This is a genomic window from Corynebacterium intestinale, assembly GCF_023574125.1.
GTDB classification, from domain to species: Bacteria; Actinomycetota; Actinomycetes; order Mycobacteriales; family Mycobacteriaceae; genus Corynebacterium; species Corynebacterium hesseae.
Window position 1 is genome coordinate 19033 of record NZ_JAMKFF010000008.1, and the last position, 25628, is coordinate 44660.

Consider the following 25628-nt stretch of genomic DNA (forward strand, 5'->3'; position numbering starts at 1 on the left):
CAACACAATCGCAGGAGACGTATGATGTCTTATGACTCAAGTGCGAAGGCGAATAGGAAGGTTCCCTAACATGAATGCAAGCACACAGTTTTTGCGCGGCGTTGTACCGCCGCTGCTGACTCCGTTTAATGAGGACTATTCTGTCGACACCGACACTCTCAAGCGCCAGGCTGAACGGCTTATTAAAGCTGGTGTTCATGGTCTGTTCGTTCTCGGTTCCTCAGGGGAGGTAGCTTTCCTGACTCGAGAGCAGCGTAAGGAAGTCATTGCAACGGTGGTGGAACAGGCTCGCGGGCGAGTTCCGGTAGTTGCAGGCGTGATTGACATGACGACTCCGCGAGTCATTGAGCATATTGAAGATGCCGTCGCGCTCGGGGTCCAGGGTCTAGTTGCCACTGCCCCTTTTTATGTTCGTACTCACGATGTAGAAATTGCTGAGCACTTCCGACTTCTTCACGAAGCCGCGCCAGAGACTCCCATTTACGCGTACAACATTCCGGTCAGTGTTCACTCGGTACTGGATATTTCTACCCTTATTTCTCTCGCCAAGGAAGGTGTGCTCGCTGGCGTTAAAGATTCTGGCGGCAATGATGGATACACGCGTGCTCTGATTAGCGCCCGCGACAAGGCTGGGGTGAAAAACTTTGTGGTCTTAACTGGCTCGGAAACTACGGTCGACTTTGCTTACCTGGCAGGTGCCGATGGCGTGGTACCTGGTCTGGGCAACGTGGATCCGGTTTCCTACGTGAAGCTACATGAGCTCCTGGTGGACGGGGCGTATGCCGAGGCTGCGGAATTGCAGTCTAAGATTTGTGACCTTTTCACCATCGTTGGTGTTGGGGATGGCACGCGCATGGGCGGAAGCTCGCAGGGCCTCGGCAGTTTTAAGGCAGCGCTTCACCACTTGGGTGTCTTCCCGTCGGGGCTAATGTCCCGTCCGCATGTCGCACTAAACGATGAAGAGCTGGCGAAGATTTATGAAATCGTCGATACCGCTCAGGTGATCGAGCCCTAATTCCTCTGAACTACGACGAAACGAGTTAAGAGTGACTAGTACCCTTGCGCTTGATGTCGGTGCAACCAAGATTGGTTGGGGCTTCGTGGCTGATGAAGACCCAATGCAAGCGGTAGCGCTGGGAAAGATTCCTACCCAGCCAGCCGGGGTTTCACCGCAGGAGCAGATAGAAAAAGCCATTCAGCAGGCGTTGGAGGAATCGGGCATAACCCCGGCGCGTATCGGCATTGGTTCGCCAGGAGTCATTAAGGCTCCTGAAGGGCTTGTCACCTACAATGGGGACACCATCAAGAACTGGGCTGGTACCAATCTTCGTGAAGTCGCGAAAGCGGTTGTTGACCTCCCGTGTGCTGTTCATAACGATGTGAGGGTCTGGGCGTACGGAGAGCTGATGCTCGGAGCAGCGAGAGAATTCCAGTCAGGCAGAGTCCTGTACCTCTCGTTGGGAACTGGTGTCGGTGGGGCAGTCAGTGATAATGGAGTTTTGCTAAGTGGACCTACCGGATCGGCCGGAGAGTTTTCGGAACTCTTGTGCGCTGATTTCCGGGGCTTTGCGGACCGCGCCGAGAACATTATGAGCGGCAATAGCCTGGCTGCGTATTACGAAGTATTTTCTGCGAACCCCGCAAGCGAGCGGGTGCAGTGGAAGCAGCGAGATCAGTTAGCGCTTCCCCTCGAAAAGGTCGTGGAAAGAATGAACCAGGGAGATGAGCTCGCTTCCCGGATTATTCGAGGGAATTCCTATGGCCTTGGCCGCGCGGTGGCTGGTCTTGTTTCAGGGCTCGATCTCGATGCCGTTGTTTTAGGCGGCGGTGTGTGCCAGATTGGGGTCGCTGTGGAAGAACCATTCCGTCAAGCAATAGAGGATATCGCGTTGAAGCCGAATCGCTCCGTTGCAGTTCGGGTTACTGAATCTCCGGCGACAGCCCCGTTAGTCGGCGCAGCGGCTTTTGCCCGAGACAACGCTTTTTAGCACCGTTTATCTGCGATATATCCAGAAGAAGGCTCAGGTATATGTTTAGGTTTAAGAGTAGTGAACTGGCGGACCGCCGAGAAGAAGTTCAAGGGTTAATTCGAAACTCGGTGATTGTCTCGGTGCAAGCGCCAGATGGTCACCCAATGCGCGATACCCATACCTTGACGCATGTCGCTCGTGCGTGCGTTGAGGGAGGAAGCCGTGCAATCCGGTGTGGCGGGTATGGCGGCATCGAGGATGTCGAGGCAATCGCAGCTGTAGTAGATGTACCAGTTTTCGGCCTTACAAAGGAGGGGAGTGAGGGGGTTTATATCACGCCAACTGTAGAGTCCGTCCGTCGATTGGCTGAGGCCGGGGCAGCTGCTATCTGTGCAGATGCTACGGATCGCCCTAGGCCTGATGGCTCAAGCTTTTCTGATCTTGTCGCAGAGTGTCACCGGCTTAATGTCTTGTCAATGGCCGATTGTTCAACCCCGGAAGAAATGCAGCGGGCGCACCACGCGGGGGCGGATATCATTTCAACGACGCTGGCCGGCTATACAGAATTCCGGAGCAAGACTGAAGGTCCGGATCTTGAATGCTTGGCAGAGGGGCGACGGCTCTGTGGTGAAGATGCTTTTTTGATAGGTGAAGGCAGGTTTGCCTCGCGCGATGATGTGGCTGCAGGAAAGCGCGCTGGCGCCGATGCAATCATCATTGGCACTGCCATCACAGATCCTGCCTGGATTACGCGGAGCTTCAATAGCTGACGCGGATTGTCACAGCGAAGTCAGCAGAGGCTCGTAATGCCTGAGTACAGACTCTTGATACTTCTTCAGGTCATTGTTCTGTAGAGCATTGACGATGTCTTGGTGCGCGCGAACCGTCCTGCTGAAGTCCTGTGGTTCTTCCAACTTGCGAAGTGGAATGACGTTCATGTGCACTTGCCAAAAAGCATCATTGAGCTCACGGATGATCGGGTTATCAATTTCGGAAAGCAGCACCTGATGGAACTCCCGATCCTCTTCGGCAAAGTTTAGGCCTTGTTTCCGCTTGGCTGACATCTTTTCCACGATGGTGCTCAACTGCTCTAGCTTTGAGGGGTCGAGTTTGGCTGTGATTTCTTGCCCGATAGCAAGATCAATCGCCTGCCGGATTTCCACTACATCACGAAGTGTTTCAAGGTTGTCATCAGCGTCGAGAGTCGCTCGAAAAATGAGTCCTTGAACTAGAGCTTTGAGGGACGTGCTGGAGACAAACGTTCCTGTTCCGTGCCTGACGTCGACGATATCTAGCGTCGTTAGGATTCTGATGGCCTCTCGGACAGAGGAGCGAGAGAAGCCAAGCTCTTCGCAGAGCTCTGATTCGGTTGGCAAAGTGTCCCCGGGCTTGAGGGCGTTGTCCCGAATGTATTGTTTGATGCCTTCTACAGCCTGCTGGGTGGTTGAGGCAGGGCGGTGTGTGGCTTCACTGAATCCCCACGTTCCGGTGTGCACTGGTTAATCCCTCTTTTCTTTTCGATCCATCTTAAGCCTTCCACGTTGGCGGGGTACTCAAAGGATGAGCGCTGCGGGGGAGGAGCACCCCGCTCTGACAATCAGGGGTAGACGGCTATATCTTAAATCCCTTCAAACATCAGACGTCTGATGTATTGTATCTTCTAACATGTTTTGTTGCACAGACGAATTAGAGAGTGATTTATCTCTCTATATCGAATGCCCTGAAGGGAAGGTCAAATGCAATCGTTCGGAACACTCAACTGGATAGTTCTGATCCTCTACTTGTTAGGAATGCTTCTGGTCGGCGCCTATTTTGCGCGTAGGGCCGGCAGCGACCAGGAAGAATTCTTCAAAGCAGGCGGCAGGATTCCTGGCTGGGCGGCAGGATTTTCTATCTATGCCACGACGCTGTCTGCCATCACATTCATGTCGACGCCGGAAAAGGCATATTTGACTGATTGGGCCTACTCGGCTGGAAACCTCGCAATTTTTGCGATTGTTCCAATCTTGATTGGTTACTACGTCCCGTTCTTTAGGAAGCTGGATGTCACGACGGCATACGAATACCTTGAGGAGAGGTTCTCCGTTGTCCTCCGAGTTCTTGGCTCGCTCCTCTTCGTCCTGTATCACGTTGGGCGCATCGCCATCGTTATTTATTTGCCAACATTGGCGATTACCTCGGTAGCGGATATTAACCCGCTGGTTGTCGCTGCGTTTGTAGGTGCTCTTTGCATTGTGTACACCTTCCTAGGAGGAATGGAAGGCGTGATTTGGTCTGATGTGATCCAGGGAATCCTGCTGTTGGCTGGCGCTGCAGCGGTAGTGCTGACGGCCATGGCCATGACTCCCGACGGATTTAGCGGTGCGGTGGTTAACGCCGCTGAAGAAGGAAAGTTCTACTCAGCGGACAACTTCACTACGAATGCAGTCTTTTCCTCGATACCATTCATCTTTATCGGAAATGTACTGAACAGCTTGCATCAATACACCTCTTCTCAGGACGTCGTTCAGCGCTACCAAACGACTCCTACGATTCAAGCGACGAAGAAGTCCCTCATCGTCAACGGAATTCTGGCGCTTGTGACGATTCCGCTGTTCTACGGGATGGGAACGGCTTTGTATAACTTTTATGAAGCGAACGGCGGTCTGCCTGAAGGGGTCAATACTTCCGCTGTAGTGCCGTATTTCATTCTTTCGGAGCTGCCTGCAGGCATTGCCGGACTATTGATTGCTGCCATCTTGGCAGCCGCGCAATCGACGATTTCTTCTTCGCTTAACTCGGTCTCCGCGTGTGTTGTCGTAGATATCTATAACCGCTTCTCCCCGAAAGAAGCGTCGGTTACCTTCTCTCGCGTAGTCATCATTGCTGCCGGTACCTTCGGGTTGGCTGTTGCGTTGTATCTCATCATCACCAACCAATCTGACCTGTGGGACCTGTTCCTCGCGATTACCGGTCTTTTTGGAGTTCCGCTTACTGCGGTCTTTGTCTTGGGCATCTTTACAAAGTCCGCAAATTCCCATGGCGTTCTCATCGGGCTCATTTGCGGAGCGGTTGCTGCATACTTTGCTGGAAAGCTGGACCAGGGCCCATTCTTGGTTTCGATTGTCGCCTTCGTAGGAACTCTCGTTATTGGCTACATGGCATCGTTCGTCTTCCGGAAAGCTGATGAACACGACATCACAGGGTTGACCATCTATGGCAAGAACCTTGAGTACACGCGCCGTAGTACGGTATAAATCTGTTCTTTCACCGTGCTGAGGGGCAGGGCTAACTTACACCTCGGCGCGGTTATTAGCCTTCAATCAATAACAGATTCCTCGTGACCGGAGGAAATCCAAGTAGGTGGAGCAGTGAACCCCTAGTGCTGCGGCGGCGTCGGGAAGCTTTACTCTGTTGACTCTGCGCGGTTGGGGTTTCTCATCGGTAATGATTGAGAGGTCTCGGGCATGAGCAGAAGCCACGAGCCATGAATCGGCAGCGTCATTGAGAAATTCTTGTACTGCCGCTTCATCAAACCGAGGCTTGCGCTGGAAGGCTGCCCATTTGGATAAAAGACGGTATGACTCAATTTCAGCGTCGTCTACGTGCAAGATTTGGTCATGAGGGACGAAGTCTTGGAACCATGATGAAACAGAGTCTTGTCTCCGTTCCAGTTCTTCTTGCACAGTGTCATGGAAGAAAAACGTTTGAGTGGCCACGAAGGTTTCGAAAGAGCTCCAATAACTTGGAAACACGTCGCGAGGATAACTTCGAACCGCGTTGATAACAATATTGGAATCAATTAGGTAGCGCGTCATGGCAGCCCCTGGTAGCGATCCACCAAAGCCTCAATAGTGCTGATTTTTTTGATACCAAGCTGACGGGATGCTTCGCGTTCACCAATTCTGCCTTCAGCGAGCGCTCCAGTGACCGCTTCGAGAAAGAGCCCGCCCAAACGGGAGCGTAGGCCAAGAGTGAAGTCACCACCGCCAGACTGTTGCGTTGTCCTTGGGCGTGGGGCTTCTTTGATGAAGCGCTGACCAGCTTCTCGGGGGAGCGCACCGTTACCTACGAGCAGCCATACAGTGACGTCACGGCTGACCCCGAAAGTTTTGTATGCCCAATGGCACACTGCTTCTAAGTCTTTGGTTTCGGCCCATTTTGTGAGCAAGTCCTTGGCAGAGACAAGAAATTCTGCAGCGAACTGATTGCACCAACGCTCGACAGCGCGCTGATTGAGAGAGCCGCCGGAAACACCTTGTTCGCCAAGAAGCACGTGGCCGAACTCGTGGGCCAAGCTAAACAATTTGCCCACTCCAGAATCACTGGTGTTGATGAAGATGAGGCCATAGGAATTCCGGATCAACGTAAAACCGCGGAACTCATCAGGATCGAGCTTGTGGTGGGTGTTATTGCCCACGATGGAGCTGCGCATAACCAAAATGCCGGCGCGCTCAATGGCATCAGCCAGCGTTGCTACGCGGCTCCGGTTGCGCTCATGCTTACCTGGAGTCCAATTAAGAAGAGTGCTTGACCAGTCGGCGGCCTTTTGCGCCGGCGTATCTGTAGAGAACCGACCGATAAAACTAGGCCCTGTAATACCGTTGGCGAGGGCATCCTCTGCATACCACTCTAAGCGTCGTTCACAGGCATAGATCGTCTGCTCAAGCGCAGGGCTGCATCCGGACAACGGAGTGCTCCCGTGGGTCCTAAAATCAGGAAGGCGAGGGGTACGTTGGACAGGCTTTTCGAGTAGTAGATAGCCAAAAGGGATCCCAGCAAGCTTGGCCAGCTTCTGTGCTTGCCTGAATGTTGGGGTACTTTCACCTATTAGCCAAGAACGCAAGGAGCGGAAGTCAGGCTTCTTTTCCAATTCATTGATGGGGAGCTGCGTTCTCTCAACTGCCCATTCAAGGACAGGCGGGGACATGGGGACGCGCACGGTCATAGCCCCTCCTATCGATGCATACTGCCCTGGTAATTGAGTGTTGGAAGCAAGTTTAGAGGATAAAAAGAACGTACGTACAGCATGGCTCCGGACGCTCACAACGGCTGACGCGCCCGTGAAGAGAGATAGCCTTATCTTCACAGGCGCGCATCAGCGTTAGAAGGTGCGAGCTTACCGCCCAAAGTTCTGCACGGCGTACAACCGGCCGTCGGGGGCGACGGTCAGGCCGATTCCCACGGACTTAGCGCGGGGGTCGAGCAGGTTCTTGCGGTGGCCGGGGGAATCCATCCACAGCTTCACCAGGCTGGCATCGGAGTAGTCGCTCCATGCTTGGAGGACGTTCTCACCACCGGCGGGCAGGCCGGCGGGGTAGAAGGTCCAGTAGTTCGGACGGTGGCGAGTCCTGCCATCGCGGCTCAAGGTATTGGCCCAATCCTGTGCCAGGTTGGTCAGGTTCGGGTCAACGCGCAGCGGTGCGAGGCCATTGGCCACACGTTGCGCATTGGTTTGATTAATAAGGCCTTGAACGCTGGCTGCAGCGTGCGGAGCCGGGGCTGCCGGGCCGGCAACGGACGGCATGGTGAAGCCGAAGTCAGCCGGGTTGAATGCACCGAAGGAACTGCCAGCCTGAGCAGGGGCGTTGATGGAACCGGCGAAGAGTGCTGCAACGGCAGCAACCGGGGCGACGATCTTTGTGGCTTTATGTCCGAATGGGAGGCGGAACATGGCGGGCACCTCTTTCTGCTTCAGGTGTTAAGTGGAGGCTTTTTCGACCTCGTACCGAGCGGTACTTTCACTTAAAATTAAAGCTCTTCGGGGCACTGAAAAGCCACCTGACCAGCAGTTTTAAGGTTTGTCTGTGAGTTTATGTGTCTTCACGCGGCGGGCTTAAGTTTCTTTTGGGTTTGCCGCCCTGAAGGCTTGAAATTGCATAGTTTTCTTTAGAAACGACGGGCGGCGGGGGTAGAACTTGGGGGTGGCTTCTTAGGTTGATGGAAAGCTTTCCCAAGAAAGTGCTGGTGATGTGTCAACTATTCTCAAAAACTCAGGAATTTCTTCAAAAATCCCTGGGTTAAGGCTGGGAAAGTATAGTTTGCGCTTATTGGCCCGTGAGGAATCCGGGTAAGAGCTGGACGTCGAAAAGCGTGGCAATAAGCAGGAAGAAGGGTGGTTTGGGCCTGCAAGGGTGAGCCAGTGCATTAAGAAAACTAATGCAACCATTAAGGGGAGCTATCGGCAGTGTGCGTGCCGGCTGCCCCCGCATTGCTAGGCTCGTGCGCCATGGCCCTCTTTGACGCGCCGCTGCTTTTCGACGGCGGCCTTGGAACCCACCTCGAAGCCCTGGGGCACGACATCTCGGGCCCGCTGTGGTCGGCGCGCGTGCTGCGTGAGACCCCTGCCCTCATCGAATCTGCCCATGCGGATTTCTTTGCCGCCGGCGCCCAGATTGCCACCACGGCCTCCTATCAAATCACCTTCGATGTGCTGGGCGGGGAGGCGGAGTCTCTTTTGCGCCGCAGCGTCACGGTAGCGCGTGACGCCGCCCGCAAGGCCGGCGACAGACATGCTGCCCACGGTGATCAATTGGTTGCCGCATCCGTTGGCCCCTATGGAGCAGGTCCGGGCCGGGGCAACGAGTACGACGGTGCCTATGGTCTTTCGGCGCACGAATTGCGCCGCTGGCATGCCCGCAGGGTAGAGGTGCTCGCGGACACGGAGGCCGACTTCCTCCTTGCAGAAACCATCCCGAATGTCGATGAGGCCGCGGTGCTTCTGGAGCTGCTCTCGGCCCAGCCCAAGCCCTTTGCGTTGAGCATCACCGGCGCCATCGCGGCCGACCCGACGAAGCTCTCGCAGGTGATCACGCTGGCCAACCAGATACCGCGGCTGGGGGCCGTGGGTGTGAATTGTGTGCGCCCACCGCAGGTATGGGCGGTGGTGAAGGCATTGCGTGCTGGAACGGATAAGCCGCTTTTAGCATGTCCCAACAGCGGGGAGATCTGGGATGACGGCGTCCGCGACTGGCGTCCTGCTCCTGCCGGTGCGATGGGCTTGACTGAGGCGGCAGCCGAGATGCGCGCGGCTGGGGTCGGCCTTCTGGGCGGCTGCTGCCGCGTGGGGCCCGCTGGGATTCGGCAGCTGCATCGATCGATCCGCTTCGACGGCAAATAGAAAACGCCGCGACAATCCTCGGGTCAGAGGATAGAGTGTTCCTATGAAAAAGTTTCCTTTACTCGCCGCATCCGCTGCACTTCTCATCACAACGCTGTCCGTGCCCGCCGCCAACGCCGAGCTGACCCAGACTGAGCGGGATCAGTTCCGCACCGATCCCGTCGGGGCAGTTGCATGGCAGGCCATCAAAGGCTCCTCAGAGTACGTGCGCGCCGATGGCAACACCATGATGGCCGCATCCTTCTTCTCCATGACGATGCCGGGGCAGAGCATCGGCATGCCTGCTCTTGAGAATTGTGCAGAGCGCGTCGGCTCCTCCGCGCCGGAGGGCGGCGTGCGCTACGTGGCGGCGGCTTTGTGTGCCACCTTTGATCCGAATGCCCGCGGCGAGGTGCAGCGCGGCGACTTCGGCTACGGTCCACTGGGCTAAGCCGCGCTGTGGTCAGCCGCGCGACGCCCCGTAGCGCGTAGGATCGGGTGCTGTCTTAAGGAGGATTGATGCGCAAGCACGTGGTGATCATGGGAGTCTCGAGCTGCGGAAAATCGACGGTCGGGGAGTTGCTGGCGCAGCGCACCGGCCTGCCCTTCCGGGATGGGGACGATATGCACCCGGCGGCGAACATCGAAAAGATGGCCTCGGGGCAGGCGCTTGACGACGATGACCGGCAACCCTGGCTCGAATCTATCGGCCGCTTTCTCGCCGAGCAAGAGTCCGGAGCCATCGTGGGCTGTTCCGCGCTCAAGCATTCCTACCGTGACATCATCCGCGCCGCAGCACCCGATACGGTCTTCATCCACCTGCATGGCTCCTATGAATTGCTCAAGGAACGCATGAGCCGGCGGACCGGACACTTCATGCCGGTGTCCCTGCTTGATTCGCAGTTCGAGACTCTAGAGGAACTTCGGCCGGAGGAGGCAGGGCTGGTGCTCGACGTCAGTGCCACCCCGGAGGAACTGGCCGCTGCGGCGGCCGAGTACCTGCAGGCCTAGAACAGCGCAGAGGCGCCGTAGAAGATAAGGACGATGCCGAAGCCAATCGAGGAGATCAGCGCTTGGTTGACGGTCCACGTCCTCAGGGTGGTGGACACGTCCATGCCCATGAGACGGCCAACGAGCCAGAAGCCCGAGTCATTGACGTGGCTGCCAAAGACGGAGCCGGCTGCGGTGGCGAGCGTGATGAGGACCAGCTGGATTTCGCTGAAGCCGCCGGCCTCCACGGCGGGCACCATGAGCGCGGCGGCCGTCGTCAGCGCAACGGTGGCCGAGCCTTGCGCCAGGCGCAGGGCTACCGCGATGAGGTAGCAGGCCAGGATAACGGGGACGCCGAGGTTAGACATGGAGTCCGCCAGCGCATCACCGATACCGCTGGTGCGCAGCACCCCGCCGAACAGGCCGCCCGCGCCGGTGATGAGGACGACGGAACAGATCGGTCCGAGCGAAGACTCCACGGTTTTCTCAATCGCGCTCTTGCCTTCCCCGCGGCGCAGGCCCAGCACAGCCATCGCTGCAAGAGTGGTAATCAACAGCGCGATGGGCGTCTGGCCCAGGAAGACGAAGAAGCGCACCCACGTGGCGGAAGGATCAACAACACCAGCGGTGCCCAGCGTGGTCAACCCGGTATTGCCGAAGATGAGGATCATGGGGATGAGCAGGATGCCAATTACTGAGGCCGGGGAGGCCGGGCGATCCGGGAGTTCGGCATCGCTGACCAAGGCGCCGGTGATGGCTTCCTCGAGGCGGTAGGGATACTTCTTTCCCAGGTGGAGCCCGAAACGGTAGCTGGAGAGATACCACGTGGGCAGCGCAACGAGGAGGCCAAAAATGAGAATGAGACCGATATCCGCGCTGAAGAACTCACCGGCGGCAACAGGGCCCGGGTGCGGTGGCACGAAGACGTGCATGACGGAGAAGGCGCCGGCGGCGGGGATGCCGTAGGCCAGAACTGGGCCGTCCAGGCGCCTGGCGACGGCAAAGATGACCGGCAGCATCACCATGAGCCCCGCGTCGAAGAAGATGGGGAAGCCCATGATGAGGGAGGCCACGCCGAGTGCTAGGGGCGCTTTGTCTTCGCCGAAGAGTTTCACGAGGGCGTCGGCAAGCGTTTTAGCGCCGCCAGACGTTTCTACCAGACGCCCGATCATGGCGCCCAACCCCACCAGCAAGGCCATGGATCCCAAGGTTGAGCCGAAGCCGCTCGTCATGGTGGGAACCACACCATCCAGCGGGATGCCAGCGGCCAAGGCGGTGAGCGCGGAGACCGTGACGAGTGTGACGAAGGCGTGCACCTTGAAGTAGATGACGAGGACGAGGATGACGGCGATGGCCGCAACCGCAATCCCTAACAGTGGTCCGGTGCCCAGCGTGGGCTCCCAAGTATCCATGACATTCATGAATGTTGATTTTACTTCTGCAGCCTGCGGTGATCTAGGGTCACACCCCGAGCGCTGGGCCCACCGTGGCCCAGCTGATGGCCAGCTCGCGCCGGAACAGCCCCCATGTGTGGCGCCCCGCGGGAAGCTCGTAATAGTCAAGGTCTACGCCAGCTGCGGTGGCCTGCTTGGCGTAATAAGAGCTGCACCAATAATCCAAACGCTCGTTGAGGCCCAGTGCGGGAAGTGGTGAGTCCTCGATGTCGACGTCAAAATCGGCCGGGCCGCCGCGAGAGACGATGACGAAGGTTTTACGCCCGCGCTGCTGATCGAGGTTGAGAACCGGCGAATGCTGCGCCCACGCCGGATCCCACGGCGCGCCGAAGGAGCGAGCCGGGTCAGTGCCGTAGAACGCAGCACTTGCCCACGCAAAGGACTGCGCGAGAACACCTGTGGTCGAGGGACAACCGGAGAAGGAACCAGACACTTTGAAGCGCGGATCGAACGTGGCTAGCTCCAATGCGGGGCCGCCGGAGTTGCTTAGACCCGCGATTCCGTCGCGGCCGTTGCCGTGGAACTCGGCGTCGATAAGCTGCGGGAGTTCCTTGGTCAGATAGGTGGCCCACTTGTATTTTCCGTGGGTGTCATGGGGCTGCGCCCAGTCGGACATCATCGAGCCATATGCGCCACGCGCGGAAATGACATTGACCTGCTTGTCACGGAAGAACTCGGAGTCCCCTCCGCCGTCCCACCACAGTGCGTCCTCGCCACCGCCGGCACCACCCAGTAGGTAGTAGCTCGGGCGGGGCTGCGTGTTCTCCAATCCTCCTGGGGGAAGAATGATGTCGTTGGTGATGACACGGTCCATGGCCGGTGAATAGGCCCTGAGCTCCCATACGTTGTCCTGGACGTGACGCAGTTCGCGCAGTTGTGCCGGGGCTGCCGTCGCCGGTGGGCGCGTAGCGTCTGGTGCCAACGCCGGGATTTTCAATAGCTGAAGCACCTGTGCCCAGGCGGCGAAAATGTTGTCGGCGAAGAGTAGAGGTGCCAACGGGCCTAAGGCGATGGGATCGAGGGCGCTGGAGTGCTGATCGATGTTGGCGGCATCGCTGCTCATCGTATCCAGTGCTTGTGCGTGTGCCGGCTGTGCGAGGGCGGGGGAGATGATCAACCCCGCCGAGAGAATGCCCGCAAGTGCGGAGCGAAAGAATTTCATTAGTTCACAATAGCCAACTAACCCTGCGGCGCAGAACTTCCCCGGCGTTAACGAAGGCGGGGCAGCGGGAGAACTGCGGGGTAGTTGGTGGAAGCGGATTAAGGGCATAAAGAAACCCCGACCGCTTTCACAGCGGTCGGGGTCCTCTCACTCTCTCACTGCCGGACTAAGCGCCGGCGGGCTGTGCACACTCTCTGCAGTGGGCGAGGGGTGTTCCTTAGAACAGGCCCTCAGCCTTCTTGCCGGTGTCCTTCACGGTGATCTCGCGGGAGTCAACGTTCTGGTCGTTGTCGGTGGAGTTGTCGCCCTTCAGGCGGGAAATCTGGGTGACCTCGATGTAGTTCTTCAGGCGGCCTTCCTTGGTGTTGCCGTCGCCGAAGTCCAGGTTGGCAACACGAGCGGACTCGCCAGCGTTAATCGGGTTGGCCAGGGTGACCTCGAAGGAGCGGGTCGAGGACTTCTCGTCGAAGCCCAGGTCACGGATGTGAGCACCGTTGGAGGAACGCGGGGTGATGAGGCGGTCAACGCCCTTCGGGCCCTCAGCGGTCTTCACATCAACGCGGTACTGGACAGCCGGGAAGTCGCCGTAGTAGCGCTCGGAACCGACGTTCTCCAGGCGGAGAGCAACGGTGCCAGCGTAACCAGCGTGCTTAGCGCCGGAGGTGGTCAGAACCGGCTTCAGGTCCAGCTTCTGCTTGGCCTCGTCGGTCTTGCCGTTCTCGACGTCCTCCTGGACCTTCTTGTCGGCTTCTTCTTCCTTCTTGCCCTCGGACTCGGACACGGCCTTCTCCTCCGGAGTGACCTCGTTGTCCTTGATGACCTCAGCGTCAGCCTCCGGGGACTTCTCCTCCTCAACAACCTTCGGGTCGTTGACGTCGGTGGTGTTCTGAGCGTCCTTGTTCGGAGCGTAGGAATCAGCGATGTCGTCGTACAGCTTGACGCGAACCTCGTTCTTCATCGGCTGCATTGCAGACCAGAAGGTCGGGGTGGACCAGGTGCCGTTCGGCTTGCAGTACTGCTGGGTACCGGTCATGTTCAGGACGCGGAAGCCGTAGGTGGCCTCACCAGTGTGGTTCGGCGGAACATCGTACGGTCCGATGGACTGGCCAGCCTCCCAGGACAGGGAGTAGGAAGCGGAAGCGCCGAGCTTGGTGGCGATCTCGTGGGAGATGCCGAAGGAACCCTCGGAGTTCTTGCCGGAGCCCTTGCCACCAGCGTTCATGGAGGTGGTCTCAGTGCGGTCACCGTTGACGGACAGGGTGATGGACTGAGACTTGGACAGGTCCTGCTGCAGCGGGATGTCCTTCTTGGTCTGGTTGGTGGTGGAGATGGTGCCTGCCGGCATGAAGTTATCGGTCACCTTGTAGACCACGGTGCGGTGATCCTCCCACGGGTTGCACACCGGGCGCGGGTTGAGCACGTTGGCCTTCATGTGGTCGGAGCCGTGGGTGGTGTGAACGATAGGCAGCTTTGCGTTCACGGCCGGGGTCTCCGGGTAGGACTCGGTCTGGGTGGCTGCGGAAGCAGCCGGCGCGATGAGGGCGGTGCCTGCGATCGCAAGGCCGGCGATGAGGCCGGCGGTACGACGACGCTGGGTCATTGTTGTTCTCCTGGATGAAAGTTTGGGGCAATGCGGTGACGCACTGTGGTGACACTGTGTTTGCGCTGTAGTGCCCAGTGCGTGACGTGTTGCAACAATAAGGCCCTTTTCAGGATCGCGCACCCCTTGAATTGTTTATATTTTTAAATGCAGAAATACATTTCGATCGGGTGGCCCCCGGGTGAACAATTGACTAAGAAATTTGCGCCGACCTTGGTTTTGTCTAACTAGACCGTATTCTGGGAAAACGTCTCTTTGACCGTTCGTTCACAAACTAAAGAATGACCCCATTAGGGGGAGTGAAAGGGTGTTTGTGGGGTCGTGTCACGCTCAATTTCAGCCTCTGTGGTCTAAGGGGTAGAACCCAACCGACCGCCGTTTGCTTAAGTAATTCTTAAAAACGGCGCGTTAGTCTTCTTCGATCTCTGGGTCTTCCGCGCGTGCCTGTTCGAAGACCTCAGCCGCCGCGCGCAGGTTGATAGTCCCGATGATGAGGCCGACCACGATGTCCGGCCAGGGGCTCGCCCACGCCAGCATGAGAAGGCCTGCGCCGAGGATAAGAATGTTGGCGGCGACGTCATTGCGTGCGGCCAACCACGCCCCACGCGTGAGCGCACCTCCGTGTCGCAATTGCACCAGCAGCACCGCGCAGAGCAGGTTGATGAGCATGGCGAAAATGGCCGTGCCGGAAAGCGTGAGTGGCTCAGGAACGGCGCCGTTGATGATCTTCCATATCGCCATGCCATAGGACGCCACGGCGGGGATCAGGATGAGCCCGGCTAGGCCATAGCTTGCTTTGCGACGCCCCTCCACCGACCAGCGCAGCGCTAAGAGCACGAGCGCGTTGATGAGAAAGTCCTCGAGGAAGTCGGCGGCGTCAGCGAAGAGTGAGGCCGAGCCGATGACGCAGGCGACGACGAATTCGACGAAGAAGCCAAAGAGATTCAAGGCAGCGACCCAGGCGACAACCCGCCGGGCGCGTGCGTTCAGGGTGGAGGAGGAGAGATCGTGAGACACGGTACCTGAGCTTAATGGGCTTGAGCACCGTGTCCCAACTTGTTTTTCTTATGAACTGTTTCGGGCTAGTCGACGATGGTGACATCGTCTTCGCGGCGGTGCTTCTCGCCGGCGAAACCGCCGAAGGCTGTGATCAAGGCGGTGACGGCCAAAATGATGATTCCCGGTATAGAACTGGGGGTCTCATTGGATGCGTTCAATGCGGTGGCGAGGAAGGGTAGCAGCCCCGATACTGCCGACGCGATGTTGGCGGAGATAGCCACCCCGGAATAGCGGACATTCGCAGGGAAGACCTCCGAGAGGAGGACTCCAGATACGGAATAGGTGATCGTAACTAGCGACAGGCCGAGACAGACGGCGAGCGTGAGGAGTACGGGGTTCCCCGTGTCGATCATTGCCCACAGCGGCCACGCCATGATGGCGGTGGCAAGCGCGCCGTATCCGATAACTCGACCGGGGCCAATCTTTTCGCCGATGCGGCCGAAGATGATGTTGATGAAGATCTGGCACACGGCGCCGAGGAGGGTGGCATTAACGACAGTTTGCCGCGGGAAGTCCAGCGTGGTCGTGGCGTAGGAGAGGACATAGGTGCTCATGACGAAGAATCCGCCGATGCCCAGGAAAGCGGCCGCGGAAGCCAGGCACAGCTGTGAGAAATGCTCAGTGAAGAGCTCTTTCAGTGAGCCCTGGTGAGCTGCCTCGTCTGCTTCTGCCTCCTCTTCAAGGGCTTTGTAAACAGGAGATTCTTCAGCCTTCGTGCGAATCCACAGTGCTACCGCTAGGAAAGGAAAGGCGATGAGGAAAGGCACACGCCAACCCCAGGAACTCACTGTGGCATCGTCCAGCATGAGCACAAGCGCGAAGGCTCCGGAAGAAAGCAGCGTGCCGGCGGGGGAACCGATCTGCACGAAAGCGGCATAGCGACCGCGCTTCTCGGCTGGGGCGTGCTCGATGGCCATGGTTGTAGCGCCGCCCCATTCGCCGCCGACGGCAATGCCCTGAAGCAGGCGCAGGATGACCAGCGTGATGGGCGCCCAGATGCCAATGCTGTCAAAGGTGGGGAGCAGGCCGATGACGCCGGTGGCCACGCCAATGACGACGATGGAGATGATGAGGGCCGGTCGGCGGCCCATCCTGTCGCCGATTTGGCCGAAAATGACCGCGCCGAGAGGGCGTGCCAGGAAACCTACTCCGAAGGTGGCGAAGGATGCCAGGGTTGCGCCGGTGCCTGACATTCCTGAGAAGAAGAGATCGTTGAAGACAAGCGCGGCTGCGGTACCGAAGAGGAAGAAGTCGTACCACTCGAGGGCTGTGCCGACGAACGCGGAACTGGCGATGCGGAAGACGTCCTTTGACTCGACTTGGATTTCCTCGCTGCCGGATTGGGCCGGGTTGGAAGGGGGTGCGTGGGTAGTCATATCGAAATGCTCCTTATGTGAAACGCATTACCTTTCTAGGACACATTAGGTGCACGTCACCTTCCGGTGAATGGTTTGAAGAGTTTTCTATGCATCGACCCATCTACAGAGAGGGAACCTTGTTACTCTGCACAAGAGCTATCGCTTTGTCCGGTGCAACGCCAGCAATGCTCGCGCGGCGTCTTTCGGCCGCGTGATGTCGAGTCCCGTGAGTTCCGTGACTTGGCGCAGGCGGTTGAGCACCGTGTTGCGGTGGCAGTGCAGCGCCTCGGCGGAGTCTTTGATGGAGCCGCAATCCAGGTAGGTGGTGATGGTTTGGTAGAGCGGCGCGTTGCTTTGGCGCAGCTCGGTGATTTCCTGCGTGAGCTCCGTGATGCCGCTGGCTGGGAAGTCTGCAATGGCATCGCCGGCGACGGCCCAGAGGGCGTCGGGCGCTTCGGTTAAGTTGTCCAGCGGGCCGGTGGCGTCAAAGATGCGCGGCGCTTGCTGCGCCGCCGCGCGGACACCGGCTAAGCCGATGACGTCGCGGAAAAGTATGCCCGAGATCTCCGTGAGCTCTGCGCCGCTGTCCTTTGCGGACTGTTCGCTGGGCCTTTGGTCTCTAGGCCAGAAGGCAACGAACATCCCGCGCGCGCCATGGCCGAAGGCTTCGCCGGAGGAGATGGGGGCGTCGAGAAGCGCGCGCAGCTCCACCGCCGCGGTGGGGTGGGCCACCGCGACGTCGAAGTGGCAGTCAGCGTCCAGGTTGAGCGCGCGGGTGATTTCCGTGATACCGAGCGCGCCCAGGGATTCGGCGGCGAAGAGCCTCTCCAAGTGCCGGGCGTGGGCGCGGTGTACGTCGTGCTGCCCGCGAGCCTCCTCCAGGCGGTAGGCATCGCGCACAACAAGGTTGTACATCGTCACAACGGAGTGCACCTGCGCCACGTGGTCGATGAGTGCTTCCTGATCCGCGCCGGCGGCCCGGCGCAGGTGCTCCCAGAGGACGGTGAAGTCGAGCTGGATGGCGTCGATCAGCGTGGCTAGCTCCACGCCCTGGTGTGCGCGCCGCCGGCCCAAACTCTGGGCATGGGTGCGCAGTTCCTCCTCATCCATCGCCCCGACCAGCACGTCCGTGATGCGCGCGAAAACCTCGAAGGCGGTCAGGCGTAGCTCGTCCTCGCTCACCAAGGAATCGCCGTAGCGCCCCGAGCGGGAAAAGGCGGCGAGGAAATCCTCAACCAAGCGGGGGATGGTGCCGTGGACCTCCGCGACGATATCGTGCCAGCGCTTCTCGTGCATGTGCACAACGCTACACGTTGGGCGCTGGTGAATTGCCCTCTATGTGGAGAGGTGTATCACTGCTGCGTTTAGCATGTGGGGACTAGCACAGCACTGGACTAGCACAGCACGCGCCGCGTGCAGTGTGCCGGAGAAACAGGAGAACTCAGGAGGACGCATGATCACGCGCATCGACAACGCCCACATCCTGACTCAGGATCCGGCGCGGCCGGTGGCGGACTCGGTGGCTTTTGCCAACGGGCGCATCCTTGCGGTGGGGGAGGCCGCCCGCGCCCTGCCCGCCGACGAGACGTGGGATGCCGGCGGGCGCACGCTCACCCCTGGCTTTAACGATGTGCATTCCCACACCGTGTGGTTCGGCCAGACGCTGCTCGAGGTGGATCTTTCCCAGGTCGCAACTCCTGAGGAGGTCTACGCCGCCGTGCGCGACGCCGAGCCGAACCCCGATGGTTGGGTGGTGGCCGCAGGGTTTCGCCCCTCCGGGCTGGATGCGCCGGTGGAGATTGCGCAGCTTGACCACGCTACTGGTGGCGCTCCGCTGCTGATCAAGCACAACTCGGGCCACGCCTACACGGTCAACACCGCGGCCCTGCGCGCGGCGAGCGTCGATCCCGCCGACCCGCCCGAGGTGGACGGCGGCGAGTTCGTCCGCGACGCCGATGGGCACTGCACGGGGCTGCTCGATGAAAACGCCATGCGCGCCATCCAGAACGTGACCCTACCGGAATCCGGGGAAGAAATCGGCCGTGCCTTGGAGCTGGCCACGCGCCGCTACCTCGAGCGCGGGCTGACCTCCGTCACGGATGCCGGGGTCGCCGGCGGCTGGATCGGGCACAGCCCGCGCGAGATCGCCGCCTACCAGAACGCCCCCCTGCACACACGCATGCAGGTGATGGTGACCATGGACGTGCTCCACGAGATTCCTGGCCACGCCTCCGACGGTCCCGGTTGGGGCCTCGACGGCGGCCTGCGCACCGGTTTCGGCGACGAGTGGCTGCAGGTCGGCCCCGTCAAGATCTTCAGCGATGGCTCGCTGCTGGGTACCACCGCCGCGCTGAGCGAGAACTACGCCTGCTGCTCCCATCACGGCTACTTCCAGGGCGATCCTGAGCAGATGCGCGCACGTGCGCTGCAGGCGGCGAATTCCGGCTGGTCTTTGGCCATTCACGCCATCGGCGATGCGGCGGTGGATTTTGCGATAGAGACGCTGGAGGAGGCCGTCGACGAGCATGGCGCGCCAGCGATGCCGCACCGCATCGAGCACGGCGGCGTGGTGCGCCCTGACCAGATCGAGCGCCTGCGCGGTAAGCCCATCGTGGTGGTGCCGCAGCCGCTGTTCATCCCGGCTTTCGGTGATGCGATGGCGGAGTCCCTCGGCCCGGAGCGCACCGCGTGGAGCTACCCGGGCAAGCGGCTTCTCGACGCCTCCCTCATCCTCCCCGGCAGCTCCGATCAACCAGTGGCGCCGGGCGTGCCGCTGGAGGTCATGCAGGCCTTCGTGGAGCGGCGCACCGCCTCAGGCCGGGATTATGGGCCTGAGGATCGTCTGACCCCCGCCGAGGCTCTCTACGCCTATACCGCCGGCTCGGCCGCGGCGACTGGTTGGGCCGGGCGCAAGGGGCAGGTGGTGCCGGGGCAGCTGGCGGATTTCGTGCTGCTCTCCCAGGACCCTCTGAACACCGATGACCTTTCCACCATCGACGTGGCCGCCACCATCGTGGGCGGCGAGCTGCGCTACGGAAGCTTTTAAGGAGTAGACATGCGAGCAACCACCAACGAACAATTCCTGGCCGATTTCCAGGCCATGTCCGACAACGGCGCCACTGCGGGCGGCGGCGTGGAGCGGCAGGCGGCCAGTGAAGGCGATAACCTCAACCGCGCCTGGTTCCACGAGGTCCTGGAGTCCCTCGGGGCGCGCGTTATCTACGACGAGATTGGCAACCAGTACGGGCTCTTCGAGCTTGCCCCCGGCGCCGAGTACGTGGGCCTGGGCTCGCACCTGGATTCACAACCCTTGGCCGGACGCTTCGACGGTGCTTATGGCGTGCTGGCCGCCGCCCATGCGGCCGGGCGGGTGGCGCAATCGGGAGCCAAGGCGCGCTATAACCTGGCGGTCATCAACTGGTTCAACGAGGAGGGCTCGCGCTTTGCGCCGTCCATGATGGGCAGCTCCGTGTTTGTGGGAACGCTGGCGCTTGAGCGCGCCTACTCCGCCACCGACCTTGCCGGCGTCACCGTGGCGCAGGCCCAGGAGGAAGCTGGCTGGTCCCCGCGTGGCGAGGCTCCGAAGCTCGCGGCCTATGCGGAGATTCACGTCGAGCAAGGTAAGGAACTTGAGGCCGCCGGCAACACGATTGGTCTGGTCACCGCCACGTGGGGCGCGAAGAAATTCCAGGCGGTGGTCTCCGGTGAGCAGGGCCATACCGGTTCCACTCTCATGGCCGATAGGAAGGATGCGCTCTTCGGTGCCTCCCTCATCATTGCTTCGGTGGAGCGCCTGACCCACGAGTTCGATGAAGGGCAGCTGCAGGCCTCGGTTTCGCAGTTAACGCTGGAGCCGAATTCGCCGGTAACCATCGCCCGCGAGGTGCGCTTCAACGTCGATGTGCGCTCGCCCTCCACGGAGGTACTGGACAAGGCCCAAGCGCGCCTGCAGGAGATCATTGCTGCGGCGGAAGAGAAATCACGCACCTCGGTTGAGCTCACCCCGACGCATGAGTGGGCGCTTAACCCTTACCCGGCCGCCGGCGTGGAATTAGCCCGTGAGGTCGTGCAGGAGCTGGGGTACCCGCACCAAGAGATTTACACGGTGGCCGGGCATGACTCGACCAACCTGAAAGAAGTGGTGCCGACGGTCATGCTCTTCATCCCATCCGTCGACGGCATCTCCCACAACGAAAAGGAGTTCACCACGGAGGAAGACTGCGTGGCCGGCGTGGACGTGTTGACGCACGTGGCGCAGCACCTCGTGGAATCCGGGTGCGGCGAGCGCTAGTCGTTATCGCTCCACGGTTCATACCCGAAGGCCTTCATCGCGATTTCGAATCCGCGCTTCATTGCTTCTAGTTCTTCCTCGCTGTGCTCGTAGGTGCGCAGGCGCACCGGGCCGGTGAGGGGGACGTGGAGCAAGAAGTGCTGGCCTTCTTCGGTGATGCTGCACAGGCGGCGGCGAAGATCTTCCGGATCATCATCGATGGAGATAAGCTCATCGCGCACCAAGCGCTTGACCGCTTGCCCGATGGTGGCGGGCTGCCATCCCAACTCCTTGCGCAGCTGCAGGATGGGGATGGGGCTCTTCTTATCGATGAGTCGGAGAAGCGAAAGATGGGAGCCGGTGATCCCGTATTCGCGGCGCGCTTCCGTGTCGAACCGCGCGCGGGCGCGCTCGAAGCGGCGATATTCCGCAATGGTCTCATCGATTAGCTCATTTTTGCTCACGCGATCCAGCGTAAGAGTTGGGGACTCGCGTCCGCAAATGTTTACGTTGACAACCCTAACCAAAGGTGGAGGGATCGATGGGCCGTTGCGAGCGAGGGAGTTTCTCCACCACGAGGCGGTAGGAGTCCGTCACGAGTTCGGCCAGCAGCTGCGGGGTGAGCTTGGCGTCGGGATACACGGAAACCCAATGGCGCTTATTCATGTGGTAGCCGGGTGTGATGAAGGAGTACTCGCTGCGCAGCGCTTCGCCATCGAGGGGCTCGACCTTGAGGATGGCTTGCTGGGAACCAGTCACGGTGGTGAGAAGAAGGAAGACCTTGCCGCGCACCTTAAAGACGTCCCAGTCCGGCCCGAAGGGGTGCGTCAGCATGGCGCCGGGAAGCTCCGCAGCGCGTGCGGTGGCGCAGGCATGAAGGTCTAGGGCAGCGGTGCTCATGAGGTCCACACTAGGTGAAAACACCGTTGGGCCCCTTTTTCGATTTCTCGAAGAAAGGGGCCCAACGGCGTCTCTATCAAGTCCCTCCGATTATCGGCCACTGGCCGCCCTCTGGAGGGTGAGGGGTTCTCTCTCTCGCATGCGCTCTCTCAAACGCACAAGACAGAGTATGGCGGTCGACGCTGGATTCACCATGTGGTCTCCCTGGCAGTTTTCTACTAGTCAAAACCGCCGCTAATCAAAGCGCGCGGGCCGCTTCTCCAGGAAAGCCATGACGCCTTCCCTGTGGCCGGCCGAATCCATCTGCGCATACTGCGTGGGCTCCTCCCAAGCGAGCTGCTCATCGAGCTGCACCAGTGCGGTGCGGTTGACGGCCTCCTTGGCCTTGGCCAGGGCATCACGTGGCGCGATATGCAGGCGTTGGGCTAGCTGCAGCGCGGTCTCGAGGGCTTGGCCCTGGGGCGCGCGCTTGGCGACGATCCCAGCCGCCTCCGCTTCGGCGACGCCGAGCTTGTCCTGCAGCAGTGCCAAGGCAAGAGCGCGGTGGCGCCCCACGGAAGCGAGTGCGGTGAGGCTTACGCCGCCGTCCGGGATGAGGCCGATCTTGCCGAAGGGCAGCGTGAAATAGGATTCTTCAGCAGCCACGATGAGATCGCAGGCGAAGGCCAGCGATGCCCCAGCGCCGGCGGCCGCGCCTTCGACCGCGGCGATGACGGGAATCTCGGCGGCCCGGATTTCGGTGACGAGCGCGTTGAGCTGAGGCAGCATCGTCGACTCAGCCGGGTTGGGGGTCTCGCCCGACTGCTGCGCTGCAGCCGCAGCCTGTGCCGCCGCCACGATGTCCGCGCCGGCGCAAAAGGCCGTCTCATCGCCGGTGATGATGAGGGCGCGGATGGAGGGGTCTTGGGAGGCGTCGGCAAGCGCGGCCGAAAGTGCTTCGCAGTGTTCCTTGGCAATGGCGTTGCGCCGCGCGGAGTTGTTGATCTGGGCGATAAGGGCGGAGCCTTCGCGGCGGGTGAGGACGGCGTTGGTCATGGTTAGTCCTTAACGAGTTCGGCGAGGGAGGAGATGATGCGCTGGGCATCGGCGGAAATGCGGGAGACGATCTCGGAGCACGGGGCGACGTCGTGGATAAGCCCCTGCGAGGTACCACAGGTCCACACGCCCGCATCCAAGTCACCAGTCTCGTAGACCGCGCGGCCGCGCTTGCCGGCAACGAGGTGGCGGATATCGCCGAACTCCGCGCCTTGGGCGAGGCGTTCGGCTACCTCATCGCTCACGGCATTCTTGGCCACGCGGGTGGAATTGCGCAGCTCGCGGAGGATGAGTTGGGTATCCAGCTCGGAGCGCTCCACGATGGCCTGCTTGACGTTCTCGTGCACCGGCGCCTCTGCGGAGGCTACGAAGCGGGTGCCCATGTTGATGCCCTCGGCGCCCAAAGCGAGCGCGGCGGCCAGGCCGCGGCCATCCGCGAAACCGCCCGAGGCGATGATGGGGATATCGAGTTGATCCGCGGCGGCGGGGATGAGGACTAGGCCCGGGATGTCATCCTCGCCAGGGTGGCCAGCGCATTCGAAGCCATCGATGCTGACGATGTCCACGCCTACCTTTTGCGCGCTGAGCGCGTGGCGCACGGAGGTGCACTTGTGGATGACGGTGATACCCGCGTCCTTGAAGGCCGGCATGTGCTCCTTGGGATTGTTGCCGGCGGTTTCGGCGATCTTTACGCCTTCTTCGATGATGACGTCGCGGTACTCCGCATAGGGCGGCGGGGTAATCGCCGGCAGCATGGTGAGGTTGACGCCGAAGGGCTTGTCTGTGAGCTCGCGGGTGCGGCGGATCTCGTGGCGCAGGTCTTCCGGGGTGGGCTGGGTGAGCGCGGTGACGACGCCGAGGCCGCCGGCATTGGATACAGCAGCGGCGAGCTCGGCGCGGCCGACCCACTGCATGCCGCCTTGGATGATGGGGTGTTCGATGCCGAGCATCTCGGTAACGCGGGTGGAAATCATGAGGGTGGTGCTCCTTTGTGAGTGACTAGCAATTGGGGAGAAGTGGATGGAAGTTCTGGGCTGGAGGTGGTGAATGGCTATTCGGTGAAATGAGCGCGGAGGCGCTCAGTGAGGCCTTCGGGCAGGGGGATGGGGCGGCGTGCGGAGACGTCGATAAGCACCAGCGTCGCCGTGGCGAACACGCACGAGGTGCCGTCCTGGATGAGTTCGTGGGCGACCTGGTAGGAGGTGGTGCCGATGCGGGAAATCCACACCCGCGCCTCGATGGAATCGGTGTAGGTGAGCTCGGCCTCGTACTGCACTTCGAGGGATCGCACCACGTGAGCGTAGGTATCGGTGGCGACGGGGCCGGTCAGTGCGGCGGCTGCGCGGACGCGGGCCTCCTCGAGGAGGGTGACTATCGTGGCGTTGTTGACGTGGGCGTTCGCGTCCTGGTCGGACCACCGTAAAGCGAGGGGCACCGGGATGGCGTTGGCGGGCGCGCGCATTGTTCCTCCTTGAGGGAGCGGGTAGAGTGATGCGTATTACTATACATACGAATTGTGGTTCGTCACTCGAACCGTGAGGAGAATGCCATGACAGATCTGCTGGGAATCGACGCCCTCCTGAGCGAAGAAGAAAAAGCCACGCGTGACCGCGTGGCCGCACTGGTGGATGAGCACATCCGCCCGCACGTGGCGCAGTGGTACGAGGACGCGGTGCTGCCGGAATCGATCTTCCCGGTGCTGGCGGAGGCTGGTCTGTTCGGGATGCACCTGGAAGGCTATGGCTGCGCCGGGCGCACTGCTGTGGAATACGGGCTGGCCATGCAGGAGCTAGAGGCCGGCGATTCGGGAATTCGCACGGTGGTCTCGGTGCAGGGATCGCTGGCGATGTCGGCGATTTATAAACACGGCTCCGAGGAACAGAAGCAACAGTGGTTGCCTAAGATGGCCGCGGGTGACGTCATTGGCTGCTTCGGGCTAACGGAGCCGACCGCCGGATCGGACCCGGCGGGCATGGCGACGGTGGCGCGCTACCGCTCAGGCGAGTGGATTATCGATGGCGCGAAGCGCTGGATTGGCCTGGCAAGCGTGGCCGGGGTGGCCATTATCTGGGCCAAGGTGGACGAGGAGGATGCCTCCGCCGCCGGGGTGGAGGCGGGCGTGCGCGGGTTCATTGTGCCGACATCTACGCCGGGTTTTAGAGCTACCCCAATCACCCGCAAGCTGTCGATGCGCGCTTCTATCCAGTGCGATATTTTGCTGGATGGTGTGACCGTGCCTGGTGACGCCCTGCTGCCCAAGCACCCTGGCCTCAAGGGGCCGTTCATGTGCCTTAATGAGGCGCGCTTCGGTATCAGCTTCGGTGCTTTGGGCGCTGCGCGCGATTCCTTGGAGGTGGCGCTGAAGTATGCCAAGGAGCGCAAGCAATTCGACCGCTCGCTGGCATCCTTCCAGCTCACGCAGCAAAAGCTGGTCGATATGGCGGTGGAGCTGAACAAGGGGCAGCTGTTGGCGCTCAACCTGGGGCGCGCCAAGGACGCGGGAACGTTGGAGCCCTACCAAATCTCGGTGGGCAAGCTGGCCAACTGCCGCACCGCCATCGAGATCTGCCGCCAAGCTCGCACCATCCTGGGCGGCAACGGCGTCACGGCGGACTATTCGCCGCTGCGGCACGCCGCCAACCTGGAATCAGTGCGCACCTACGAGGGCGCCGATGAGATCCACACGCTGATTCTGGGGCGCGTGCTGACGGGGGAGCAGGCGTTTAGCTAAAAGTGGCCCGAAGTCCCTTGA

The 25628-nt window shown here is 60.4% G+C and carries 25 protein-coding genes; 10 read left to right on the forward strand and 15 right to left on the reverse strand.

Annotation, left to right across the window (positions count from 1 at the left end):
- The first annotated feature begins 70 nt into the window (after positions 1-70).
- Genes M5J06_RS09165 through M5J06_RS09175 form a run of 3 tightly spaced genes read left to right on the forward strand, consistent with a single transcriptional unit; the run spans position 71 to position 2740 of the window.
- Positions 71-1015, forward strand: a complete 945-nt coding sequence (locus M5J06_RS09165) for a dihydrodipicolinate synthase family protein (protein ID WP_250224479.1) — start codon at positions 71-73, stop codon at positions 1013-1015.
- A gap of 31 nt (positions 1016-1046) precedes the next feature.
- Positions 1047-1988: an ROK family protein gene (locus tag M5J06_RS09170; RefSeq protein ID WP_250224480.1), complete on the forward strand. Its 942-nt coding sequence runs from the start codon at positions 1047-1049 to the stop codon at positions 1986-1988.
- 41 nt (positions 1989-2029) lie between these two features.
- Positions 2030-2740, forward strand: coding sequence for an N-acetylmannosamine-6-phosphate 2-epimerase (locus M5J06_RS09175; protein WP_250224481.1), 711 nt, complete (start codon positions 2030-2032; stop codon positions 2738-2740).
- A gap of 9 nt (positions 2741-2749) precedes the next feature.
- Here the strand turns inward: M5J06_RS09175 and M5J06_RS09180 are convergent, their stop codons facing one another.
- Entirely contained in the window at positions 2750-3466 is a 717-nt protein-coding gene (locus tag M5J06_RS09180) for a FadR/GntR family transcriptional regulator (RefSeq protein WP_250224482.1), read from the reverse strand.
- Positions 3467-3706: 240 nt separating this feature from the next.
- Here M5J06_RS09180 and M5J06_RS09185 point away from each other — a divergent pair, with 240 nt between their 5' ends.
- Entirely contained in the window at positions 3707-5206 is a 1500-nt protein-coding gene (locus M5J06_RS09185; RefSeq protein WP_250224483.1) for a sodium:solute symporter family protein, read from the forward strand.
- A gap of 66 nt (positions 5207-5272) precedes the next feature.
- Here M5J06_RS09185 and M5J06_RS12485 read toward each other — a convergent pair whose 3' ends face one another.
- The 3 genes from M5J06_RS12485 to M5J06_RS09195 form a co-directional block, all read right to left on the reverse strand.
- Positions 5273-5767, reverse strand: coding sequence for a DUF4411 family protein (locus M5J06_RS12485; protein ID WP_339017272.1), 495 nt, complete (start codon positions 5765-5767; stop codon positions 5273-5275).
- Positions 5764-6897, reverse strand: coding sequence for an ImmA/IrrE family metallo-endopeptidase (locus M5J06_RS09190; RefSeq protein WP_250224484.1), 1134 nt, complete (start codon positions 6895-6897; stop codon positions 5764-5766). Before M5J06_RS09190 ends, M5J06_RS12485 begins: the two co-directional genes overlap by 4 nt.
- Positions 6898-7068: 171 nt before the next feature.
- Positions 7069-7623, reverse strand: coding sequence for a CAP domain-containing protein (locus tag M5J06_RS09195; protein WP_070565169.1), 555 nt, complete (start codon positions 7621-7623; stop codon positions 7069-7071).
- A gap of 555 nt (positions 7624-8178) precedes the next feature.
- Between M5J06_RS09195 and mmuM the strand changes: the two genes are divergently transcribed.
- From mmuM to M5J06_RS09210, 3 genes are all read left to right on the forward strand, one after another.
- A complete protein-coding gene (gene mmuM, locus M5J06_RS09200; protein ID WP_250224485.1) occupies positions 8179-9069 on the forward strand; it encodes a homocysteine S-methyltransferase in 891 nt (296 codons plus the stop codon).
- Positions 9070-9112: 43 nt separating this feature from the next.
- Positions 9113-9499 (forward strand): hypothetical protein, encoded by a 387-nt coding sequence (locus tag M5J06_RS09205; protein WP_070684690.1) that lies wholly within the window; start codon positions 9113-9115, stop codon positions 9497-9499.
- 68 nt (positions 9500-9567) lie between these two features.
- Positions 9568-10059, forward strand: a complete 492-nt coding sequence (locus M5J06_RS09210) for a gluconokinase (protein WP_144675519.1) — start codon at positions 9568-9570, stop codon at positions 10057-10059.
- Here M5J06_RS09210 and M5J06_RS09215 read toward each other — a convergent pair.
- The 6 genes from M5J06_RS09215 to M5J06_RS09240 form a co-directional block, all read right to left on the reverse strand.
- The gene (locus tag M5J06_RS09215) at positions 10056-11450 is read right to left on the reverse strand and encodes a GntP family permease (RefSeq protein WP_250224542.1); all 1395 of its coding nucleotides are present in this window, start codon (positions 11448-11450) and stop codon (positions 10056-10058) included. The two genes, M5J06_RS09210 and M5J06_RS09215, sit on opposite strands and share 4 nt — an antisense overlap.
- Before the next feature lie 49 nt (positions 11451-11499).
- Complete coding sequence (locus M5J06_RS09220; RefSeq protein WP_250224486.1) at positions 11500-12654, reverse strand: alpha/beta hydrolase; 1155 nt, start codon at positions 12652-12654, stop codon at positions 11500-11502.
- 217 nt (positions 12655-12871) lie between these two features.
- Positions 12872-14254, reverse strand: a complete 1383-nt coding sequence (locus M5J06_RS09225; protein WP_070564772.1) for a hypothetical protein — start codon at positions 14252-14254, stop codon at positions 12872-12874.
- 408 nt (positions 14255-14662) lie between these two features.
- Positions 14663-15271, reverse strand: coding sequence for a cation efflux transmembrane domain-containing protein (locus M5J06_RS09230; protein WP_250224487.1), 609 nt, complete (start codon positions 15269-15271; stop codon positions 14663-14665).
- A 65-nt stretch (positions 15272-15336) separates the two neighbouring features.
- The gene (locus M5J06_RS09235; protein ID WP_144675515.1) at positions 15337-16689 is read right to left on the reverse strand and encodes an MFS transporter; all 1353 of its coding nucleotides are present in this window, start codon (positions 16687-16689) and stop codon (positions 15337-15339) included.
- Between the two features lie 138 nt (positions 16690-16827).
- Positions 16828-17967, reverse strand: coding sequence for a PucR family transcriptional regulator (locus tag M5J06_RS09240; RefSeq protein WP_144675513.1), 1140 nt, complete (start codon positions 17965-17967; stop codon positions 16828-16830).
- A 157-nt stretch (positions 17968-18124) separates the two neighbouring features.
- On the opposite strand from M5J06_RS09240, the gene M5J06_RS09245 reads away from it, so the two are divergent.
- Both M5J06_RS09245 and M5J06_RS09250 read left to right on the forward strand, forming a co-directional pair.
- The gene (locus M5J06_RS09245) at positions 18125-19717 is read left to right on the forward strand and encodes an amidohydrolase (protein ID WP_101735930.1); all 1593 of its coding nucleotides are present in this window, start codon (positions 18125-18127) and stop codon (positions 19715-19717) included.
- Positions 19718-19726: 9 nt separating this feature from the next.
- On the forward strand, positions 19727-20962 hold the full coding sequence (locus M5J06_RS09250; protein WP_250224488.1) for a M20 family metallo-hydrolase: 1236 nt from the start codon (positions 19727-19729) through the stop codon (positions 20960-20962).
- Here M5J06_RS09250 and M5J06_RS09255 read toward each other — a convergent pair.
- The 5 genes from M5J06_RS09255 to M5J06_RS09275 form a co-directional block, all read right to left on the reverse strand.
- Positions 20959-21405, reverse strand: coding sequence for a MarR family winged helix-turn-helix transcriptional regulator (locus tag M5J06_RS09255; protein WP_101735932.1), 447 nt, complete (start codon positions 21403-21405; stop codon positions 20959-20961). The genes M5J06_RS09250 and M5J06_RS09255 overlap by 4 nt on opposite strands.
- A gap of 55 nt (positions 21406-21460) precedes the next feature.
- Positions 21461-21841 (reverse strand): MmcQ/YjbR family DNA-binding protein, encoded by a 381-nt coding sequence (locus M5J06_RS09260; RefSeq protein ID WP_180952056.1) that lies wholly within the window; start codon positions 21839-21841, stop codon positions 21461-21463.
- Positions 21842-22075: 234 nt separating this feature from the next.
- The gene (locus tag M5J06_RS09265; protein ID WP_250224489.1) at positions 22076-22876 is read right to left on the reverse strand and encodes an enoyl-CoA hydratase-related protein; all 801 of its coding nucleotides are present in this window, start codon (positions 22874-22876) and stop codon (positions 22076-22078) included.
- A gap of 2 nt (positions 22877-22878) precedes the next feature.
- A complete protein-coding gene (locus M5J06_RS09270; protein ID WP_367615201.1) occupies positions 22879-23883 on the reverse strand; it encodes an NAD(P)H-dependent flavin oxidoreductase in 1005 nt (334 codons plus the stop codon).
- Between the two features lie 44 nt (positions 23884-23927).
- On the reverse strand, positions 23928-24338 hold the full coding sequence (locus tag M5J06_RS09275) for an acyl-CoA thioesterase (protein WP_250224491.1): 411 nt from the start codon (positions 24336-24338) through the stop codon (positions 23928-23930).
- 87 nt (positions 24339-24425) lie between these two features.
- Between M5J06_RS09275 and M5J06_RS09280 the strand changes: the two genes are divergently transcribed.
- Positions 24426-25607: an acyl-CoA dehydrogenase family protein gene (locus M5J06_RS09280; protein ID WP_250224492.1), complete on the forward strand. Its 1182-nt coding sequence runs from the start codon at positions 24426-24428 to the stop codon at positions 25605-25607.
- Positions 25608-25628 lie beyond the last annotated feature (21 nt).

Coding starts and splice junctions, on each gene's coding strand:
- M5J06_RS09240 (WP_144675513.1), bottom strand. CDS start 17,967: ATGCACGAGAAGCGCTGGCACGATATCGTCGCGGAGGTCCACGGCACC.
- M5J06_RS09250 (WP_250224488.1), top strand. CDS start 19,727: ATGCGAGCAACCACCAACGAACAATTCCTGGCCGATTTCCAGGCCATG.
- M5J06_RS09275 (WP_250224491.1), bottom strand. CDS start 24,338: ATGCGCGCGCCCGCCAACGCCATCCCGGTGCCCCTCGCTTTACGGTGG.
- M5J06_RS09195 (WP_070565169.1), bottom strand. CDS start 7,623: ATGTTCCGCCTCCCATTCGGACATAAAGCCACAAAGATCGTCGCCCCG.
- M5J06_RS09280 (WP_250224492.1), top strand. CDS start 24,426: ATGACAGATCTGCTGGGAATCGACGCCCTCCTGAGCGAAGAAGAAAAA.
- M5J06_RS09260 (WP_180952056.1), bottom strand. CDS start 21,841: ATGAGCACCGCTGCCCTAGACCTTCATGCCTGCGCCACCGCACGCGCT.
- M5J06_RS09265 (WP_250224489.1), bottom strand. CDS start 22,876: ATGACCAACGCCGTCCTCACCCGCCGCGAAGGCTCCGCCCTTATCGCC.
- M5J06_RS09235 (WP_144675515.1), bottom strand. CDS start 16,689: ATGACTACCCACGCACCCCCTTCCAACCCGGCCCAATCCGGCAGCGAG.
- M5J06_RS09245 (WP_101735930.1), top strand. CDS start 18,125: ATGATCACGCGCATCGACAACGCCCACATCCTGACTCAGGATCCGGCG.
- M5J06_RS09220 (WP_250224486.1), bottom strand. CDS start 12,654: ATGAAATTCTTTCGCTCCGCACTTGCGGGCATTCTCTCGGCGGGGTTG.
- mmuM (WP_250224485.1), top strand. CDS start 8,179: ATGGCCCTCTTTGACGCGCCGCTGCTTTTCGACGGCGGCCTTGGAACC.
- M5J06_RS09175 (WP_250224481.1), top strand. CDS start 2,030: ATGTTTAGGTTTAAGAGTAGTGAACTGGCGGACCGCCGAGAAGAAGTT.
- M5J06_RS09215 (WP_250224542.1), bottom strand. CDS start 11,450: ATGGATACTTGGGAGCCCACGCTGGGCACCGGACCACTGTTAGGGATT.
- M5J06_RS09190 (WP_250224484.1), bottom strand. CDS start 6,897: ATGACCGTGCGCGTCCCCATGTCCCCGCCTGTCCTTGAATGGGCAGTT.
- M5J06_RS09225 (WP_070564772.1), bottom strand. CDS start 14,254: ATGACCCAGCGTCGTCGTACCGCCGGCCTCATCGCCGGCCTTGCGATC.
- M5J06_RS09185 (WP_250224483.1), top strand. CDS start 3,707: ATGCAATCGTTCGGAACACTCAACTGGATAGTTCTGATCCTCTACTTG.
- M5J06_RS09210 (WP_144675519.1), top strand. CDS start 9,568: ATGCGCAAGCACGTGGTGATCATGGGAGTCTCGAGCTGCGGAAAATCG.
- M5J06_RS09165 (WP_250224479.1), top strand. CDS start 71: ATGAATGCAAGCACACAGTTTTTGCGCGGCGTTGTACCGCCGCTGCTG.
- M5J06_RS09205 (WP_070684690.1), top strand. CDS start 9,113: ATGAAAAAGTTTCCTTTACTCGCCGCATCCGCTGCACTTCTCATCACA.
- M5J06_RS12485 (WP_339017272.1), bottom strand. CDS start 5,767: ATGACGCGCTACCTAATTGATTCCAATATTGTTATCAACGCGGTTCGA.